18 protein-coding genes are annotated in these 18,038 nt (G+C 68.2%); 16 read left to right on the top strand and 2 right to left on the bottom strand.

The genetic code is table 11. The annotated features are described in order from the left end of the window. The first annotated feature begins 408 nt into the window (after positions 1-408). The 7 genes from pyrR to pyrF are packed head-to-tail and all read left to right on the top strand — an operon-like array spanning position 409 to position 9,066. Complete coding sequence (pyrR, locus tag ASD42_RS04585) at positions 409-1,008, top strand: bifunctional pyr operon transcriptional regulator/uracil phosphoribosyltransferase PyrR (protein WP_056810577.1); 600 nt, start codon at positions 409-411, stop codon at positions 1,006-1,008. Continuing rightward, the gene (locus ASD42_RS04580; protein ID WP_056810576.1) at positions 1,005-1,958 is read left to right on the top strand and encodes an aspartate carbamoyltransferase catalytic subunit; all 954 of its coding nucleotides are present in this window, start codon (positions 1,005-1,007) and stop codon (positions 1,956-1,958) included. The genes pyrR and ASD42_RS04580 overlap by 4 nt, the downstream gene beginning before the upstream one ends. Continuing rightward, positions 1,955-3,253 (top strand): dihydroorotase, encoded by a 1,299-nt coding sequence (locus tag ASD42_RS04575; RefSeq protein WP_056810574.1) that lies wholly within the window; start codon positions 1,955-1,957, stop codon positions 3,251-3,253. Before ASD42_RS04580 ends, ASD42_RS04575 begins: the two co-directional genes overlap by 4 nt. A gap of 12 nt (positions 3,254-3,265) precedes the next feature. Continuing rightward, the gene (locus ASD42_RS04570; protein ID WP_056810572.1) at positions 3,266-3,769 is read left to right on the top strand and encodes a PH-like domain-containing protein; all 504 of its coding nucleotides are present in this window, start codon (positions 3,266-3,268) and stop codon (positions 3,767-3,769) included. After that, positions 3,766-4,881: a glutamine-hydrolyzing carbamoyl-phosphate synthase small subunit gene (carA, locus tag ASD42_RS04565; protein ID WP_056810570.1), complete on the top strand. Its 1,116-nt coding sequence runs from the start codon at positions 3,766-3,768 to the stop codon at positions 4,879-4,881. Before ASD42_RS04570 ends, carA begins: the two co-directional genes overlap by 4 nt. Continuing rightward, the gene (gene carB / locus ASD42_RS04560) at positions 4,881-8,243 is read left to right on the top strand and encodes a carbamoyl-phosphate synthase large subunit (RefSeq protein WP_056810569.1); all 3,363 of its coding nucleotides are present in this window, start codon (positions 4,881-4,883) and stop codon (positions 8,241-8,243) included. The genes carA and carB overlap by 1 nt, the downstream gene beginning before the upstream one ends. A gap of 1 nt (position 8,244) precedes the next feature. Then, entirely contained in the window at positions 8,245-9,066 is an 822-nt protein-coding gene (gene pyrF, locus ASD42_RS04555; RefSeq protein WP_056810566.1) for an orotidine-5'-phosphate decarboxylase, read from the top strand. A gap of 73 nt (positions 9,067-9,139) precedes the next feature. Here the strand turns inward: pyrF and ASD42_RS04550 are convergent, their stop codons facing one another. Next, positions 9,140-10,243, bottom strand: a complete 1,104-nt coding sequence (locus ASD42_RS04550) for a serine hydrolase domain-containing protein (RefSeq protein WP_056810565.1) — start codon at positions 10,241-10,243, stop codon at positions 9,140-9,142. Between the two features lie 155 nt (positions 10,244-10,398). Between ASD42_RS04550 and ASD42_RS04545 the strand changes: the two genes are divergently transcribed. The 3 genes from ASD42_RS04545 to ASD42_RS04535 are packed head-to-tail and all read left to right on the top strand — an operon-like array spanning position 10,399 to position 12,817. Further along, the gene (locus ASD42_RS04545) at positions 10,399-11,049 is read left to right on the top strand and encodes a DedA family protein (protein WP_056810563.1); all 651 of its coding nucleotides are present in this window, start codon (positions 10,399-10,401) and stop codon (positions 11,047-11,049) included. After that, positions 11,046-12,170 (top strand): sensor histidine kinase, encoded by a 1,125-nt coding sequence (locus tag ASD42_RS04540; protein WP_056810561.1) that lies wholly within the window; start codon positions 11,046-11,048, stop codon positions 12,168-12,170. Before ASD42_RS04545 ends, ASD42_RS04540 begins: the two co-directional genes overlap by 4 nt. Continuing rightward, positions 12,161-12,817 (top strand): response regulator transcription factor, encoded by a 657-nt coding sequence (locus tag ASD42_RS04535; RefSeq protein ID WP_056810557.1) that lies wholly within the window; start codon positions 12,161-12,163, stop codon positions 12,815-12,817. Before ASD42_RS04540 ends, ASD42_RS04535 begins: the two co-directional genes overlap by 10 nt. A 4-nt stretch (positions 12,818-12,821) precedes the next feature. On the opposite strand, the gene ASD42_RS04530 is transcribed toward ASD42_RS04535, so the two are convergent. Next, positions 12,822-13,166, bottom strand: coding sequence for a DUF6463 family protein (locus ASD42_RS04530; RefSeq protein WP_084787002.1), 345 nt, complete (start codon positions 13,164-13,166; stop codon positions 12,822-12,824). Positions 13,167-13,196: 30 nt separating this feature from the next. Here ASD42_RS04530 and ASD42_RS04525 point away from each other — a divergent pair, with 30 nt between their 5' ends. From ASD42_RS04525 to metK, 6 genes are all read left to right on the top strand, one after another. Then, positions 13,197-13,787 (top strand): TetR family transcriptional regulator, encoded by a 591-nt coding sequence (locus tag ASD42_RS04525; RefSeq protein WP_056810549.1) that lies wholly within the window; start codon positions 13,197-13,199, stop codon positions 13,785-13,787. A gap of 348 nt (positions 13,788-14,135) precedes the next feature. Further along, positions 14,136-14,456, top strand: a complete 321-nt coding sequence (gene mihF, locus ASD42_RS04520) for an integration host factor, actinobacterial type (protein ID WP_056815410.1) — start codon at positions 14,136-14,138, stop codon at positions 14,454-14,456. Between the two features lie 6 nt (positions 14,457-14,462). After that, complete coding sequence (gene gmk / locus ASD42_RS04515; RefSeq protein ID WP_056810544.1) at positions 14,463-15,047, top strand: guanylate kinase; 585 nt, start codon at positions 14,463-14,465, stop codon at positions 15,045-15,047. A gap of 27 nt (positions 15,048-15,074) precedes the next feature. Further along, positions 15,075-15,353, top strand: coding sequence for a DNA-directed RNA polymerase subunit omega (gene rpoZ, locus ASD42_RS04510; RefSeq protein ID WP_056810542.1), 279 nt, complete (start codon positions 15,075-15,077; stop codon positions 15,351-15,353). 29 nt (positions 15,354-15,382) lie between these two features. After that, positions 15,383-16,600, top strand: a complete 1,218-nt coding sequence (gene coaBC, locus ASD42_RS04505) for a bifunctional phosphopantothenoylcysteine decarboxylase/phosphopantothenate--cysteine ligase CoaBC (RefSeq protein WP_056810539.1) — start codon at positions 15,383-15,385, stop codon at positions 16,598-16,600. Positions 16,601-16,815: 215 nt separating this feature from the next. Next, entirely contained in the window at positions 16,816-18,027 is a 1,212-nt protein-coding gene (gene metK / locus ASD42_RS04500; protein ID WP_082844160.1) for a methionine adenosyltransferase, read from the top strand. Positions 18,028-18,038: the final 11 nt, after the last annotated feature.

Raw genomic sequence — 18,038 nt, 5'->3', positions numbered from 1 at the left:
ACCATGTCGTGCGGGGGCGGCCGCAGTTATCGAGGTTGTTCCGACGACGTGAATGCGATCACGGACCGGTGCGCGCCGGGTGGTCGTCGCCTGGCTCCGTGGCGGTGAAATATGTGCGCTCGCTGCAGTTTCGGCGCGCCTGTGACCACCGCCACGGTAGCCGTCGCCAGTCGGCGGTTCGTGGTCGCGCTCACAGGTGGGCCTACCTGGTCAAAGGCATCTCGCGGCGCTGATAGGCTGACGGGCGAGTTAGGCATCCTTTAACGGACCGTCCGGTGAGGCGGGGAAGGAGGTCGGCATGGCTGTGCCCGAACAGGCGGCCGGAACCGGCGTGAGCGAGCGTGCGAGCGAACCAACAACGCAGCGCGCATCGCGCATCTGTCCCCCGAGCGCCAGCGAGGTGGACAGATGAGCGAAACATCGCAGCGGCACACGCCGGAGTGGGTGGCAGCCGGTCGCGAGTTGTTGTCGCCATCGGACGTGACCAGGACCGTAGCGCGCATCGCGCACCAGATCATCGAGAAGACCGCCCTGGATTCCGGCGACGCCGACGCACCGCGGGTGGTTCTCATGGGAATCCCCACCCGCGGCACCACTCTGGCGAACCGGCTCGCGGACAAGATCGAGGAATTCTCCGGTGTGCGCCCCGCACTCGGCTCCCTCGACATCACGCTGTACCGCGACGATCTGCGCTCTCGCCCGCATCGCCCGCTCGAACGCACCTCGGTACCCGATGGCGGCATCGAGAACTCACTGGTCGTTCTTGTCGACGACGTGCTGTTCTCGGGCCGGACGGTTCGCTCCGCCCTCGACGGGCTGCGCGACCTGGGCCGCCCCCGCGCCGTGCAGTTGGCGGTCCTCATCGACCGCGGCCACCGCGAGCTGCCGATCCGTGCCGACTACGTGGGCAAGAACGTGCCGACCTCCCGCGCCGAGGACATCTCGGTGCTGATGGTCGAGCACGACGGCCGTGACGGCGTGTATCTGCATCAGGAAGGTCAAGAGTGAAGCATTTGCTGACGGTCGCCGACCTGGATCGCGGCACCGCCACCGAACTCCTCGACGAAGCCGAACGCTTCGAACAGGCCCTGCTCGGCCGCGAGGTGAAGAAGCTGCCGACCCTGCGTGGCCGCACCGTGATGACGGTGTTCTACGAGAACTCCACGCGCACCCGGGTGTCCTTCGAGGTCGCGGGCAAGTGGATGAGCGCCGACGTGATCAATGTCAGCGCGTCGAGTTCTTCTGTCTCCAAAGGCGAATCGCTGCGCGACACCGCGCTCACCTTGCACGCGGCGGGCGCCGACGCGCTGATCGTGCGCCACCCGGCCTCGGGCGCCGCGCACCAGATCGCGCGCTGGATGGAGCAGTGGGCGCGCGAGGAGAACCGCGTCGCGCCGTCGATCATCAACGCCGGCGACGGCACCCACCAGCACCCCACCCAGGCCCTGCTCGACGCACTCACCCTGCGTCAGCGCCTCGGTGACATCGAGGGCAAGCGGATCGTGCTGGTCGGCGACATCCTGCACAGTCGGGTCGCCCGCTCCAATGTCTCCCTGCTCAACACGCTCGGCGCCGAAGTGGTGCTGGTCGCGCCGCGCACCCTGCTGCCCGTCGGCGTGGATGCCTGGCCCTGCCGGGTATCGAGCTCGCTCGACGCCGAATTACCCGGTGCCGACGCGGTGATGATGTTGCGCGTGCAGGCGGAGCGGATGAACGGCGGGTTCTTCCCGTCGGCCCGCGAATATTCGATCAACTACGGACTGTCCGAGCGCAGGCTCGCGCTGCTCGGCGACGACGCCGTCGTCCTGCACCCTGGCCCGATGCTGCGCGGTATGGAAATCGCCTCTGCGGTCGCGGATTCGCCGAAATCGGCTGTGCTGCAGCAGGTCTCGAACGGTGTGCATATGCGGATGGCCGTGTTGTTCCGGCTGCTCGTCGGCCAGGAGGAAACGGTATGAGTGAGCTGCTGATCAAGAACGTCAAGCCCTACGGCGAAGGCGACCCCGTCGACGTCCTGGTGCGCGACACCATCATCGCCGACATCGGCACCGGCCTCACGGCGTCCGACGACGCCGAGGTTATCGAGGGCAACGGCCAGATCCTGCTGCCCGGCTTCGTCGACCTGCACACGCACCTGCGCGAACCCGGCCGCGAAGACACCGAAACCATCGAAACCGGTTCCGCCGCCGCCGCACTGGGCGGCTACACCGCGGTGTTCGCGATGGCCAACACCAGCCCGGTCGCCGACTCGGTGGTCATCACCGACCACGTGTGGCGTCGCGGCCAGGAAGTCGGCCTCGTCGACGTGTTCCCGGTCGGCGCCGTGACGGTCGGCCTGCAGGGTAAGCAGCTCGCCGAGATGGGCACCATGGCCGCCGGTATCGGCCAGGTCAGGATGTTCTCCGACGACGGCCACTGCGTCGACGACCCGCTGATCATGCGCCGCGCCCTCGAATACGCGAACTCCCTGGGCGTGCTCATCGCCCAGCACGCCGAGGAACCGCGCCTGACCGAGAACGCCATCGCGCACGAAGGCCCCAACGCCGCGCGCCTCGGACTGCACGGCTGGCCGCGCGCCGCCGAGGAGTCGATCGTCGCGCGTGACGCACTGCTGGCCCGCGACGCGAACGCCCGGGTGCACATCTGCCACGCCTCGACCGCGGGCACCGTCGAACTGGTGAAATGGGCCAAGTCCCAGGGCATCTCGATCACCGCCGAGGTCACCCCGCACCATCTGCTGCTCGACGACTCGCGCCTGGAAACCTACGACGCGGTCAACAAGGTGAACCCGCCCCTGCGCGAGTCCACCGACGTGGCAGCCCTGCGTCAGGCACTGGCCGACGGCATCATCGACTGTGTCGCCACCGACCACGCTCCGCACGCCGAGCAGGACAAGTGCTGCGAATTCGCGGCCGCCCGCCCCGGCATGCTCGGCCTCGAGACGGCGCTGTCGATCATCGTGCAGACGATGGTCGAGCCCGGCCTGCTCGACTGGCGCGGCGTCGCGAAGGTGATGAGCGAGAAGCCCGCCGCGATCGTCGGCCTCGACGACCACGGTCGCCCGATCGCGGTCGGCGAGCCCGCGAACATCACGCTGATCGACCCCGACGCCGAGTGGACGGTGCGCGGCGCCGAGCTGGCGAGTATCTCGAACAACACACCGTTCGAGGACATGACGTTCCCGGCCGAGGTCACAGCCACCGTGCTGCGCGGCCGGGTAACTGCCCGCGAGGGCAAGGCGGTCGGGATCTAGGGAGGCCAGGACGTGGAAAGAACGCTGTGGGTAGTCGGACTGCTGGCATTTTTCGTGGTGTGCCTGTGGCTGATGTACCGGGCATGGCAGAAGAAGGCCACGCGGCAGCAGGCACGCATCGGCGAACTGCCGACGGTGCCGGCCGAACTGGGCGCACAACTACTGGAACCGACCACCGGGATGTACCTGGGCAGCACCATCGCGCCCAGCTGGCAGGACCGGATCGCGGTCGGTGACCTGGGATTCCGGGCGACCGCCGAACTGACGCGGTTCGAACGCGGAATTCTGCTCGAACGCGACGGCGCCACGGTGATCTGGATTCCGCAGGAATCGGTGACAGCCGTGCGTACCGAGCGCGGACACGCGGGCAAGGTGATGACCGAAAATGGTGTGCTGGTAATTCGCTGGACACTGCCGACCGGAACCGAGATAGATACCGGATTCCGGGGCGACGACAAGACGGTGTACCCGGCATGGACTGCGGATACCAGGGTGACGACGGGAGACGATGAATGAGCACAGTGAAGGCAGCCTTGGTGCTCGAGGACGGCCGCGTATTCCGCGGTACCGCCTTCGGCGCACAGGGCCAGACACTCGGTGAGGCCGTGTTCTGCACGGCGATGACCGGGTACCAGGAAACCCTGACCGACCCCAGCTACGCCCGCCAGATCGTGGTGGCCACGGCCCCGCAGATCGGCAACACCGGCTGGAACGACGAGGACGACGAGTCCGCCAAGATCTGGGTCGCCGGCTACGCCGTGCGCGACCCCTCGCGGGTCTCCTCCAACTGGCGCGCCACCGGCACGCTGACCGACGAGCTCGACCGCCAGGACGTGGTCGGCATCGCGGGCATCGACACCCGCGCGGTGGTCCGCCACCTGCGCAGCCGCGGTTCGATGAAGGCCGGCATCTTCTCCGGCGCCGCGCTGGCCACCGACGAGGAACTCCTCGCGCGGGTCAACGGCCAGGCCTCGATGCTGGGCGCCGACCTCGCCGAAGAGGTCAGCACCGACGCGATGTACACGATCGAACCGATTGACGATCACAAGTTCACCGTCGTCGCGGTCGACCTGGGCATCAAGACCAACACTCCGCGCATGTTCGCCGAGCGCGGCGTGCGCACCCACGTGGTGCCGTCGAACACCTCCCTCGACGACATCCTCGCGCTCGACCCCAACGGCGTGTTCCTGTCGAACGGCCCCGGCGACCCGGCCACCCAGACCGGCGCCATCGCGCTCACCCAGGGCGTGCTCGAGCGCGGAATCCCGCTGTTCGGCATCTGCTTCGGCAACCAGATCCTGGGCCGGGCACTGGGTCGCAGCACCTACAAGATGAAGTTCGGCCACCGCGGCATCAACATCCCGGTGATCGAAGAGGGCACGGGCCGCGTGTCCATCACCGCCCAGAACCACGGCTTCGCCCTCGAAGGCGAGCGCGGCGAGGTGTTCGACACCCCGTTCGGCAAAGCCGAGGTCTCCCACATCTGCGCCAACGACGGCACCGTCGAAGGGGTCCGGCTGATCGACGGCCGCGCCTTCTCGGTGCAGTACCACCCCGAGGCCGCCGCAGGCCCGCACGACGCCGCATACCTGTTCGACCGTTTCGCCGGTCTCATGGAAGGAGCCTGATGCCTCGCCGCGAGGATCTGAAGCACATCCTGGTGATCGGCTCTGGCCCGATCGTGATCGGCCAGGCGTGCGAATTCGACTACTCCGGTACCCAGGCGTGCCGGGTGCTGCGGTCCGAGGGACTGCGCGTTTCGCTGGTGAACTCCAACCCGGCGACCATCATGACCGACCCGGAGTTCGCCGACGCCACCTACGTCGAGCCGATCACCCCGGAGTTCGTCGAGAAGGTCATCGAGAAGGAACGTCCCGACGCCATCCTGGCCACCCTCGGTGGGCAGACCGCGCTCAACACCGCCGTCGCGCTGCACGAGAACGGTGTGCTGCAGAAGTACAACGTGGAGCTGATCGGCGCCGACTTCGACGCCATCCAGCGCGGTGAGGACCGGCAGAAGTTCAAGGACATCGTCGCCAAGGTCGGCGGCGAGAGTGCCCGCAGCGCCGTCTGTTACACCATGGACGAAGTCCGCGAGACCGTCGCCGACCTCGGTTACCCCGTGGTCGTGCGTCCCTCGTTCACCATGGGCGGGCTCGGCTCGGGCATGGCCTACAACGAGGAAGACCTCGACCGCATCGCCGGTGGCGGCCTGTCCGCCTCGCCGACCGCGAACGTCCTGATCGAGGAGTCCATCCTCGGCTGGAAGGAGTTCGAACTCGAGCTCATGCGCGACCGCAACGACAATGTGGTCATCGTCTGCTCGATCGAGAACGTCGACCCGATGGGCGTGCACACCGGTGACTCGGTCACCGTCGCCCCCGCGATGACCCTCACCGACCGCGAGTACCAGAAGATGCGCGATCTCGGCATCGCGATCCTGCGCGAGGTCGGCGTCGACACCGGCGGCTGCAACATCCAGTTCGCGGTGGATCCCGCCGACGGTCGCCTGATCGTCATCGAGATGAACCCCCGCGTCTCGCGCTCCTCGGCGCTGGCGTCGAAGGCCACCGGCTTCCCGATCGCCAAGATCGCCGCCAAGCTGGCCATCGGCTACACCCTCGACGAGATCGTCAACGACATCACCGGCGAGACCCCGGCATCGTTCGAGCCGACGCTGGACTACGTCGTGGTGAAGGCGCCGCGGTTCGCGTTCGAGAAGTTCCCCGGCGCCGACGCCACGCTGACCACCACCATGAAGTCGGTGGGCGAGGCCATGTCGATGGGCCGCAACTTCTCCGAGGCCCTCGGCAAGGTGCTGCGCTCGCTCGAGACCAAGGCCGCCAGCTTCTGGACCACCGACGACGGCCAGTGGGCCCCGGCGGATCCGAGCGATCCGGCGTCGGTGCGCGAGGCGATCGAAGCCATCCTCGCCGACCTGCGCGTGCCGACCGAAGGCCGCATCTACCAGGTCGAGCGGGCGCTGCGCTACGGCGCGAGCATCGAAGAGGTCGCGCTGGCCTCCGGTGTCGACCCGTGGTTCGTCGCCGAGGTGCTCGGCCTGGTCGAGCTGCGGACCGAAGTTCTCGACGCGCCCGTCCTCGACGAGGATCTGCTGCGTCGCGCCAAGCACTACGGCCTGTCGGACCGTCAGCTGGCGGCACTGCGCCCCGAGCTGGCGGGCGAGGCGGGCGTGCGCTCGCTGCGTCACCGTCTCCAGGTGCGCCCGGTCTACAAGACCGTCGACACCTGCGCCGCGGAGTTCGAGGCCAAGACCCCGTACCACTACAGCACCTACGAGCTGGATCCCGGTGCGGAGTCCGAGGTCGCGCCGCAGCGTGAGCGCGAGAAGGTCATCATCCTGGGTTCGGGCCCGAACCGCATCGGTCAGGGCATCGAGTTCGACTACTCGTGTGTGCACGCGGCACAGACCCTCTCGGCCGCCGGGTACGAGACCGTGATGGTCAACTGCAACCCCGAGACCGTCTCCACCGACTACGACACCGCCGATCGCCTCTACTTCGAGCCGCTCACCTTCGAGGACGTCCTCGAGGTGTACAACGCCGAAGCCGAGTCGGGCACCGTCGCCGGTGTGATCGTGCAGCTCGGTGGCCAGACCCCGCTGGGTCTGGCACAGCGGCTCACCGACGCGGGCGTGCCGGTGGTCGGAACCTCCGCGGCCGCGATCGACCTGGCCGAGGACCGTGGCGAATTCGGTGACGTGCTGATCGCCGCCGGCCTGCCCGCGCCCAAGTACGGCACCGCCACCACGGTGGCGCAGGCCAAGAAGATCGCCAACGAGATCGGCTACCCGGTCTTGGTCCGCCCGTCCTATGTGCTGGGCGGGCGCGGCATGGAGATCGTCTACGACGAGACCTCGCTCGAGGGCTACATCTCCCGTGCCACCGAACTGAACCCCGATCACCCGGTGCTGGTCGACCGCTTCCTCGAAGACGCCATCGAGATCGACGTCGACGCGCTGTGCGACGGCGACGAGGTCTACCTCGGCGGCGTGATGGAACACATCGAGGAAGCCGGTATCCACTCCGGTGACTCCGCCTGCGCGCTGCCCCCGATCACCTTGGGCCGCAGCGACATCGAGGCCGTGCGCCGCTCCACCATCGCGCTGGCCAAGGGCATCGGCGTCAAGGGCCTGCTCAATGTGCAGTACGCCCTCAAGGACGACGTGCTCTACGTCCTGGAAGCCAATCCCCGGGCGAGCCGGACGGTTCCGTTCGTCTCCAAGGCCACCGCCGTGCCGCTGGCCAAGGCCTGCGCGCGCGTGATGCTCGGCGCCACCATCGCCGACCTGCGCAAGGAGGGCATGCTGCCGCCCGAGGGCGACGGCGGTCACGTGCCGCTGGACGCGCCGGTCGCGGTGAAGGAAGCCGTGCTGCCCTTCCACCGGTTCCGTCGCGCCGACGGCTCCGGCATCGACTCGCTGCTCTCGCCGGAGATGAAGTCCACCGGTGAGGTCATGGGTATCGACGCCGACTTCGGCACCGCCTTCGCCAAGAGCCAGGCCGCCGCCTACGGCTCGCTGCCGACCGAGGGCACCGTGTTCGTCTCGATCGCCAACCGCGACAAGCGCGCCATGGTGTTCCCGATCAAGCGCCTGCACGACCTGGGCTTCCGCATCCTCGCCACCGAGGGCACCGCGGAAACCCTGCGCCGCAACGGCATTCCCTGCGAACAGGCGCGCAAGCACTCCGATCCGGAATCCACCGATCCGGCCACCGGCATGCCGGAGGCCTCGATCGTGGAGCAGATCCGCGACGGCGAGATCGACATCGTGTTCAACACCCCCTACGGCAACTCGGGCCCTCGCGTGGACGGCTACGAGATCCGCACCGCCGCGGTGGGCGCGAACATCCCGTGCATCACCACCGTGCAGGGCGCGGCCGCGGCGGTGCAGGGCATCGAGGCGGGCATCAACGGTGGCATCGGGGTGCGCTCGCTGCAGGAACTGCACTCGAAGCTGCGTGGCTGACATGACGTTCGGTCACCGGTTGCAGCAGGCCATGCGGCAGTTCGGACCCGTGTGCGTCGGCATCGACCCCCATCCCGCCCTGCTGCGGGCATGGGGGCTCACCGAAGACGTCGACGGGCTGGAGGCTTTCGCCGAGATCTGTGTCGAGGCCTTCGACGGTCGCGTCGCCCTGGTGAAGCCGCAGGTCGCGTTCTTCGAGACCTACGGTTCCGGCGGCATCGCGGTGCTCGAGCGCACCATCTCGGTGCTGCGCGCCTCCGGCACCTTGGTGCTGGCCGATGCCAAGCGTGGCGACATCGGCTCCACCATGGATGCCTACGCCCATGCCTGGCTCGGCGACGGACCGCTGGGTTCGGACGCTGTGACGGTGTCGCCGTACCTCGGGTTCGGCTCCCTCGACCCGGCTCTGAGCCTGGCGAAGGACAATCACCGTGGGGTGTTCGTGCTCTCGGCGACCTCGAATCCCGAAGGGGCGCAACTACAACGGATCACCGCCGCAGACGGGCGCACCATCGCGCAGACGATGGTCGACGAGGCCGCGGCGCGCAATGCCGGGTCCGGTTTCGGCTCCGTCGGCGTGGTCGTCGGCGCGACGCTCACCGAGGCGCCCGACCTGTCGGCCCTCAACGGCCCGATCCTGATGCCCGGCGTCGGCGCGCAGGGCGGGGGAGCGGACTCCATCCGCGCCCTGGTCACCGAGGCGAACTTCGCCGCCGCCGTACCCGCGGTGTCGCGCGAGGTTCTCAACGCGGGCCCGTCGGTGACGGCGCTGTGCGACAAGACGGCTCAGTTGCAGGAGGAGTTCGCCTTCCTGCAGCGTTGATGAACGCCACGACGGGCCGGGGCAGCGACATGCTGCCCCGGCCTCGTTTGTTGTCGGCGACCACAGCCGGAGATCACGCGAGGCAGTAGGCGGCGGTGACCGTGGCGAACAGCGAGAGCGCGTCCGACGAAGCCGCCGAGCCGAGAACCATCGTCAGCGACCGGCCGTCGGTCGAACGGAACGCGTAGGAGACGTAACCGAGCAGTTCACCGCCGTGCCCCCACAGGTCGGCGCCACACGGTGGTTCGAACCGCTGGAGGCCGAGGCCGTAGTGGAAACCCATGCCCATCGGAACCGTCTCCCGCATCCGGTCCAGCGCGGCGGGGCTCATCAGACGCCCACCGAGCAGTGCCGTGAAGAAGGCGTCGAGATCGGCTGTGGTGGAGATCATCTCGCCCGCGGCCCAGTCCAGTGAGGGGTTCATCTCGGTCACGTCCACCCGTCCCGCACCGTCGATGTCACGGTGCGCGGTGAGGGCGGGCGCGGGGACGCGGGGGTCGTCACCGGGCACGGTGGTGGCGGTCAAGCGCAGTGGCGTGAGGATGCGATCGCGGATCTCGTCGCCGTAGCGGTGCCCGGTCACGTGCTCGATCAGCAGGCCGAGTGCGATGTAGTTGGTGTTCGAGTATCGGAAGCGGGCGCCCGGTGCGAAATAGGGGTCGTGGCGCACCGCGGTGGCGAGCAGATCGCGGGGCGCGTGCGCACGGAAGCGGTCGTCGCCGCGCCACCGGTTCGTCGACATGCCCGGCTCTTTCATGTAGTCGTAGAGCCCGCTGGTGTGATTCATCAACTGCCGCACTGTGATCCGGTCGCCGTTGGGAATGATCTCGGGCAGCTGCGCGGCGATCGCACCGTCCAGCGTGACCCTGCCCTCGTCGACGAGTTGCAGCACGACGGTGGCGACGAAGGTCTTGGTGATGCTGCCGATCCGGAACCTGCTGTGCGGTCCCGGCGCGCTCGCCTGTCCGGCGGCGCTGCCTGCGTGGTGCCATTCGCGCCGCTGCTCGCCGTCGGAGACGCGCAACACCACATCGGTGTCGCTCCAGCGCGCCGCGGCCTCCACCGTATCCCCGACGACTCGCCATCGTGCCGTCACGAGGACCACAGCGGCCACCAGCGTGGCTGTCAGCACGGTGCCCACAATGACCACGGCGGCCCGAAACAGTTTCTGTCGCATACCTTTCGACGCTAAGCACGCGTACGGCCCGCGGCGATGGTGTGCGCCCCGCAACCGGGGTGCGGAAAACCCCACCCCCGACCTGTGGTCGCACCGCACCGACCGGGTGGTCGACGCTACTGATCGCGAACGCCCGTCTCCTTAGCGTCGAAAGCATGGAAACGACAGGGAATTCGACCGAACTGACCGGCATCGCGGGCTGGGCGGTACAGCTGATGGAACAGCTCGGAGGCTTCGGCGCCGGCCTCGCGATCGCACTCGAGAATCTCTTCCCTCCGCTGCCCAGCGAGGTGATCCTGCCACTGGCCGGCTTCACCGCCGGTCGCGGTCGATTCGGCCTGGCCGAGGTCCTGCTGTGGACCACCCTCGGCTCGGTGGTCGGCGCGCTCGCCCTCTACGGCCTCGGCGCCGCACTCGGCCGCGACCGCCTGCGCCGCATCGTCGACCGGCTACCCCTGGTCCGACTGTCCGACCTGGACCGCACCGAGGACTGGTTCGCCCGCCACGGCGACAAAGCGGTCTTCTTCGGCCGGATGATCCCGATCTTCCGGAGCCTGATCTCGATCCCCGCGGGCGTCGAACGCATGCCCCTCACCCGCTTCACGCTGCTGACCACGGCGGGAAGCCTGGTGTGGAACGCGGTCTTCGTGTTCGCGGGCTTCTTCCTCGGCGAGAACTGGCACGTCGTCGAGACCTACGCGGGCATCCTGCAGAAGGCCGTGATCGCCTCCGTGCTCGTAGCCGCGACCGTGTTCGTCGTCCGGCGCGTGCGGCAGCGGCAGGCACACGCGAGAATTGGGCGATGAGCACCTCCCCGGCGCGATCCTCACGCGTCGCCGCCGCAGTCACGGGATACCTGCTCGGCGTGCTCACTGTGCCGTTGGACCTGCTCGGTGTGCTCGCCGTGCCGATCGCGGCGGGCCTCACCGACCGAATCGCCCAGGGCGAGCACCGGCGCCTCACCCGGTTGCTCGGCGTGCGGTCGAACGGTGCGCCGAAGGGGGCGCGGGCCGCGGGATACCTGGCGGTTCGCGCGCTCGTCGGGGTGCTCGGTGCGCTGGTGCTGGCGCTGTCGGGGCTGGGGGTCGTCGTCGCGGTGGCCGTGGTCTACGGCGCGTCGACCGGCGACGCGGTGCCGATCATCGACGCGACCGAACCAGGGCAGGTCAGCTGGGCGACGGTCACCGTGCTGGCCCTACCCGGCGCGGTGCTCTGCTTCCTCGCCGTGCAAGGTTTGCTCGGGGTGGTGCGTGCCGAAGCCTGGTGTCTGCGACGGAGCACGCGGCCGGGGCAGGACGAACTGGCTCAGCGCGTCGCCCAGCTCACCACCACCCGCGCCGAGGTGGTCGAGGTGATCGACGACGAGCGGCGCCGCATCGAGCGCGATCTGCACGACGGTGTGCAGCAGCGGGTGGTCGCGTTGTCGATCCTGCTCGGCCGGATGGACCGGGCGGCCGACGAGGAAGTGCGCGGTGACCTGCAGCGCCGCGCGATCACCGAGACCGGGCACATCCTCGACGAACTGCGCGAGGTCTCCTGGCGGATCTACCCGGCCATGCTCGCCCGCGACGGCCTGCGCGCCGCCCTCGAAGCCCTCGTCGACCGCACCCCGGTACCGACACGACTGACCGTCGACCTCGACGAGCGCGCACCCCGCCCGGTCGAATCGGCGTGCTATTTCACCGCGAGCGAGGCGATCACCAACGCCATCAAACATTCCGGGGCCACGGCCATCGAAGTGGCGGTGGAGCGCGACGACCGGACAGTGCGCCTCCGCGTGCACGACGACGGACAAGGCGGCGCCGACCCCACCGGCCACGGCCTGACCGGCATCGCCACCCGCGTCACCGCGCTGGACGGCACCATGACTGTGGACAGCCCGTCGGGCGGCCCGACGACAATCACCGTGGAGGTTCCGTGCGGATAACCCTGGCCGAGGACTCCGCGCTGCTGCGCGAGAGCTTGGCCCAGCTGCTCACCGCGGAGGGCCACGAGATCGTGGACTCCGTCGGCACCGCGATCGAACTGCTGGCCGCCGTGCGGGTTCGCCCACCCGACCTGGTCATCGCCGATGTGCGGATGCCGCCCGACCACGTCGACGAGGGGATCCGAGCGGCACTCGAGATCCGCCGCGACCAGCCGGGGATCGCCGTGCTGGTGCTGTCGCAGTACGTCGAGCGCAGGCACGCCGCGGAATTCCTCACCGGCACCGGCGGCATCGGCTATCTGCTCAAGGACCGGGTCGCCGCGATCGGGTCGTTCCTCGATGCCGTCGACCGGGTCGGCACCGGCGGCACCGCCTTCGACCCAGAGGTGGTCCGCCAGTTGCTGCTGCACAATCGCGCCGACTCGCCACTGCACCGGCTCACCGAGCGCGAACGCGAAGTGCTCGAACTCATGGCGCAGGGCCTGAGCAACGCGGCGATCTGCGCACAGCTCTTCGTCACCCGCAGTGCCGTCGAAAAACACATCAACGCGATCTTCACCAAGCTGGACCTGCCGGCCGGCGAGGCACACAACCGGCGCGTGCTCGCCATCCTGCAGCACCTGCGGGCCGGTGCGGCGCAGGGGTGAGCACTCAGGCCGCGACCCGCTCGTTCCTGGTTCGCCACCAGCCGTAGGAGCCGACCCCGAGGGGCAGCAGCACCATCACGAACCCCGATACCGGCATGAAGGCCAGACCGAACACCGTGACCGCGCCGAGCACTAGCAGCACCGCTCCGGGCACGTAGCCCAAGGCACGCTCGAGCGCGATCATGGCGATGCCGAAACCGATGCTGAGCACGCCGAACTCGGTGAACCAGAACGTGAGCTCGACGTCTTGATCGGCGGCGACGAACAATGCGACGCCGAGGGCGGTATGCACGGTGCCGATGAAGGCGAGCAGCGCGCCGGCGAGCGGGAATCTTGTTCTTGAATCCATATTCATAAACTGTGCCACTAGGCTGATCCGGTGGCAAGACCCCGCCTTTTCACCGACGATCAGGTGCTCGACGCGGCCCGAGACCTGCTCACCGATCCCGCCGTAACCCGTCCCGCCATCACGGCGATCGGCGCCGCCGCCGGCGTGCACTCCGGGTCGATCTATGTGCGTTTCGCCTCACGTGACGAACTGCTTGCCCGCCTGTGGCTGCGGTCGATCAACCGGTTCCACGAGGGCTTCGTCGCGGCACTGACGGGCCCCGCGCCGCTGCTGTCGGCCGCCACGTTTCTGCCGCGCTATTGCCGCGCGCACCCGACCGAGGCGCGGGCGATGAAGATGTTCCATCGCGACGAACTGCTCGAGGTCGGACCCGAGGATCTGCGGTCCGCGATCGCGGGCGTCAACGACGAGATGAACGCCGCGCTGCTGACTGCCGCGGTGGCCGAATTCGGGGCCGCCGACGACCGATCGCTGGCCATCGCGGGCGCCGCGGTGAAGGCGATTCCGTACGGACTGGTGCGCGATTACATCGCCCGTGCCACCCCGATTCCGGACTGGATCGACGATGTCGTGGCGACCGCGTCGGGCGCGGTTCTCGACCAGTTTCGGGCCCGATCTTGACGACACGCTGTACGAAATCGAGCGACACGCGGGCTTTTTCAGGAAACCCGCTGGTCGCGCGCCACCGGGTTTGCCAGGGCGGCACCCGGCCCTCACGCTACCTGGTGGCTATCATCGCCCATATCGGTATAACCGCAGGTGAGGATACATTTCAAGAATTCGACTGTACGATCGTGACCAAGGAATCGGCGGTCACCGCATCGGGTCCGCGCGCGCCATACGGCATGCGTAATCCTGCCCTGACCTGGGGGTCGGGTTCGCAATCGGCGCGCACCGTGGGTACGGTCGCACAGACCGTCCGGGTAACCGGCGGTAGATCTGGCAATGAACGATGAGACGGAGGAACCCGTGGCCCTTCCCCAGCTGACTGATGAGCAGCGCGCCGCTGCTCTGGAGAAGGCGGCTGCCGCTCGCCGCGCTCGGGCAGAGCTCAAGGAGCGCCTGAAGCGCGGTGGAACGAACCTGAAGCAGGTCCTCACCGATGCCGAGTCCGATGAGATTCTCGGCAAGATGAAGGTTTCTGCGCTGCTCGAGGCTCTGCCGAAGGTGGGCAAGGTCAAGGCGGCGGAGATCATGACCGAGCTGGAGATCGCGCCTACGCGTCGTCTCCGTGGTCTCGGTGCCCGGCAGCGCGCCGCGCTGCTCACCCGCTTCGACTTCGACGCCTAAAGTCTGGTGGACAAAAACACGCGGAAGGGCCGGCTGGTAGTACTGGTCGGCCCCTCGGCCGTGGGTAAATCCACGGTCGTGCGGTGCGTGCGGGAACGCCTGCCCGAACTGGTTTTCAGTGTGTCGGCCACGACTCGGGACCCCCGTCCCGGCGAGGTCGACGGTCTCGACTACCGCTTCGTTTCCCGAGTCGAGTTCGACGCCATGATCGCGGCGGACGAACTGCTCGAATGGGCAGACATCCATGGGGGGTTGCAGCGATCGGGCACCCCCGCCGCCCCGGTGCGAGAAGCGCTGGCGAGCGGACTTTCAGTACTGATCGAAGTCGACCTGGCCGGTGCACGGTCGGTCCGGCAGGCGATGCCGGAGGCACTTCTGGTGTTTCTCGCGCCGCCGAGCTGGGAAGAACTGGTCTCGCGGTTGCGTTCGCGCGGCACCGAGACGCCCGAGGTGATCGAGCGAAGGCTCGAGACGGCCCGGGTCGAATTGGCGGCCTGTGACGAGTTCGACACGGTCATCGTGAACAGCGAGGTAACGACCGCTTGTGAGCAGTTGGTATCGTTGTTCGTTAGCACAAATTCGAGTTCTTGACCCACTAACCCGCAGGAGCCACCCCTAGTGAGTACGGACATCACTGCAGTACCCGCGTACGACACCCCGATCGGCCTCACCAACCCCCCGATCGACGAGCTGCTCGAGCGCACGTCCTCCAAGTACGCCCTGGTGATCTACGCGGCCAAGCGCGCCCGCCAGATCAACGATTACTACAACCAGCTCGGTGACGGCATCCTCGAGTACGTCGGCCCGCTCGTCGAGCCGGGTCTGCAGGAGAAGCCGCTGTCGGTCGCTATGCGCGAAATTCACTCCGACCTGCTCGAACACACCGAGGGCGAGTGACAATCTCTAGTCCGGAGGCGTAGAAGACCATGCGGATCGTCGTCGGGGTCGGCGGGGGCATCGCCGCCTACAAGGCGTGTGCCCTCGTTCGCCGTTTCACCGAGACCGGACACCAGGTGCGGGTCGTTCCCACCGAGTCGGCTCTACAGTTCGTCGGTAAAGCGACCTTCGAGGCGCTGTCCGGTCAGCCGGTGCACACCACGGTGTTCGCCGACGTGCCCGAGGTGCCGCATGTCCGGATCGGCCAGGAGGCCGATCTCGTCGTCATCGCCCCCGCCACCGCGGATCTGATGGCGCGCGCCGCACAGGGGCGCGCCGACGATCTGCTCACCGCCACCTTGCTGACGGCTCGATGTCCGGTGCTGTTCGCGCCCGCGATGCACACCGAGATGTGGGAGCATCCGGCGACGGTGGCCAATGTCGCGACGCTGCGTGCGCACGGCGCCAACGTGATGGAACCCGCCTCGGGCCGGCTCACCGGCACCGATACGGGTCCGGGACGGCTGCCGGAGCCGGAGGAGATCTTCGGTCTGGCATCGCTGCTGCTCGAACGTGACGACGCGCTGCCGCGCGACCTGACCGGTCGCCGGGTGGTGATCACCGCCGGTGGTACGAGGGAACCCCTCGACCCGGTGCGTTTCCTCGGCAACCGCAGCTCCGGCAAGCAGGGCTATGCCCTGGCCAGGGTCGCCGCCCAGCGTGGCGCCCAGGTGACGCTGATCGCGGGCAACACGATCGAGCTCGCGCCGCCCGCCGCGGTGGAGCTGGTCCACATCACCACCGCCGACCAGCTCAAGACCGCGGTCGACAAGCACGCGCTCGGCGCCGACGCGGTGATCATGGCGGCCGCGGTCGCCGATTTCCGTCCGACCCATGTGGCCGCTGCGAAGATCAAGAAGGGCGCCGACGAACCCGACGTGATCCCGCTGACCAAGAACGAGGACATCCTCGCCGGCTTGGTCGACGCCCGCACCGAGGGACGGCTCGCCGGTACCGCGATCGTCGGTTTCGCCGCCGAGACCGGTGACGACAACGGCGACGTGCTCACCCACGCGCGCTCGAAACTGGCACGCAAGGGCTGCGATCTGCTCGTGGTCAACGCGGTCGGCGAGGGCAAGGCGTTCGAGGTCGACACCAACGACGGCTGGTTGCTCGGCGCCGACGGCACCGAGCAGGCCCTCGATCACGGCTCGAAGGCGCTGCTGGCCAGCCGGGTGCTCGACGCACTGGTTCCGCTCCTGCGCTGACCGGGGAGTTCGCGTCGGTTTCGCGCGAAAACAGTTGCGCGGCAACGAGGGTCGTGCAGTCTACCGTCCGGGCAGGTGTTCGCGGCGTGGCTTGGTGCGTACTCGCCACCATGTCGGTGGTTTGGAATAGTCTTGATGAGAAGGGTTGCGCGGTAACACCGAGAAGTTACCGTCACAAGCCGAACGAGTAACCCGTTGAGGGAGAGGGAAGAACTGTGCGTACGACAGGTAGTCGGCTATTCACCAGTGAGTCCGTGACCGAGGGGCATCCGGACAAGATCTGTGACGCGATCAGCGATTCCATCCTCGACGCATTGCTCGCGGAGGACCCGGGCAGCCGCGTCGCGGTGGAAACCATGGTCACCACGGGGCAGGTCCATGTCGCGGGCGAGGTCACCACCTCCGCCTACGCCGACATTCCGCGGATCGTGCGCGAAAAGGTCCTCGAAATCGGATACGACTCCTCCGCAAAGGGATTCGACGGCAACTCCTGCGGTGTCAACATCGCGATCGGTGCCCAGTCGCCCGATATCGCCCAGGGTGTCGACACCTCGCACGAGGCGCGCGTCGGCGGTTCCGACGACGCGATCGAGCGTCAGGGCGCCGGCGACCAGGGCCTGATGTTCGGTTACGCGACCACCGACACGCCCGAGCTGATGCCGCTGCCGATCGCGCTCGCGCACCGGCTCTCGCGCAAGCTCACCGAGGTCCGCAAGTCGGGTGTGCTGCCCTACCTGCGCCCCGACGGCAAGACCCAGGTCACCATCGAATACGACGGTGACCGCCCGGTCCGTCTCGACACGGTCGTCATCTCCACCCAGCACGCCGCCGATATCGACCTCGACAACCTGCTCGCCCCCGATATCCGCGAGAAGGTCGTCGACGCCGTCATCGGCGATCTGAACCTGCCCAGCCTCGACACCTCCGATATCCGACTGCTGGTCAACCCCACCGGCAAGTTCGTCCTCGGTGGTCCGATGGGTGATGCGGGCCTGACCGGCCGCAAGATCATCGTCGACACCTACGGCGGCATGGCCCGCCACGGTGGCGGCGCGTTCTCCGGCAAGGACCCGTCGAAGGTCGACCGCTCGGCCGCCTACGCCATGCGCTGGGTCGCCAAGAACGTCGTGGCCGCCGGCCTGGCGGATCGCGTCGAGGTGCAGGTCGCGTACGCGATCGGCAAGTCGGCCCCGGTCGGCCTGTTCGTCGAGACCTTCGGTACCGAGAAGGTCGACCCGACGCGCATCTCCACCGCCATCTCCGAGGTCTTCGACCTGCGTCCGGGCGCGATCATCCGCGATCTCGACCTGCTGCGCCCGATCTACGCGCCGACCGCGGCCTACGGCCACTTCGGCCGCACCGATGTCGACCTGCCCTGGGAGCACACGGACCGCGCCGACAAGCTGCGCGCGGCCGTCGGCCTGTAATACCCACGGAC

Source organism: Nocardia sp. Root136 (genome assembly GCF_001427185.1).
In the GTDB taxonomy this organism is placed as follows: domain Bacteria; phylum Actinomycetota; class Actinomycetes; order Mycobacteriales; family Mycobacteriaceae; genus Nocardia; species Nocardia salmonicida.
Note: the sequence above shows the minus strand (reverse complement) of the source record. Positions and strands in the feature narration are given on the sequence as shown.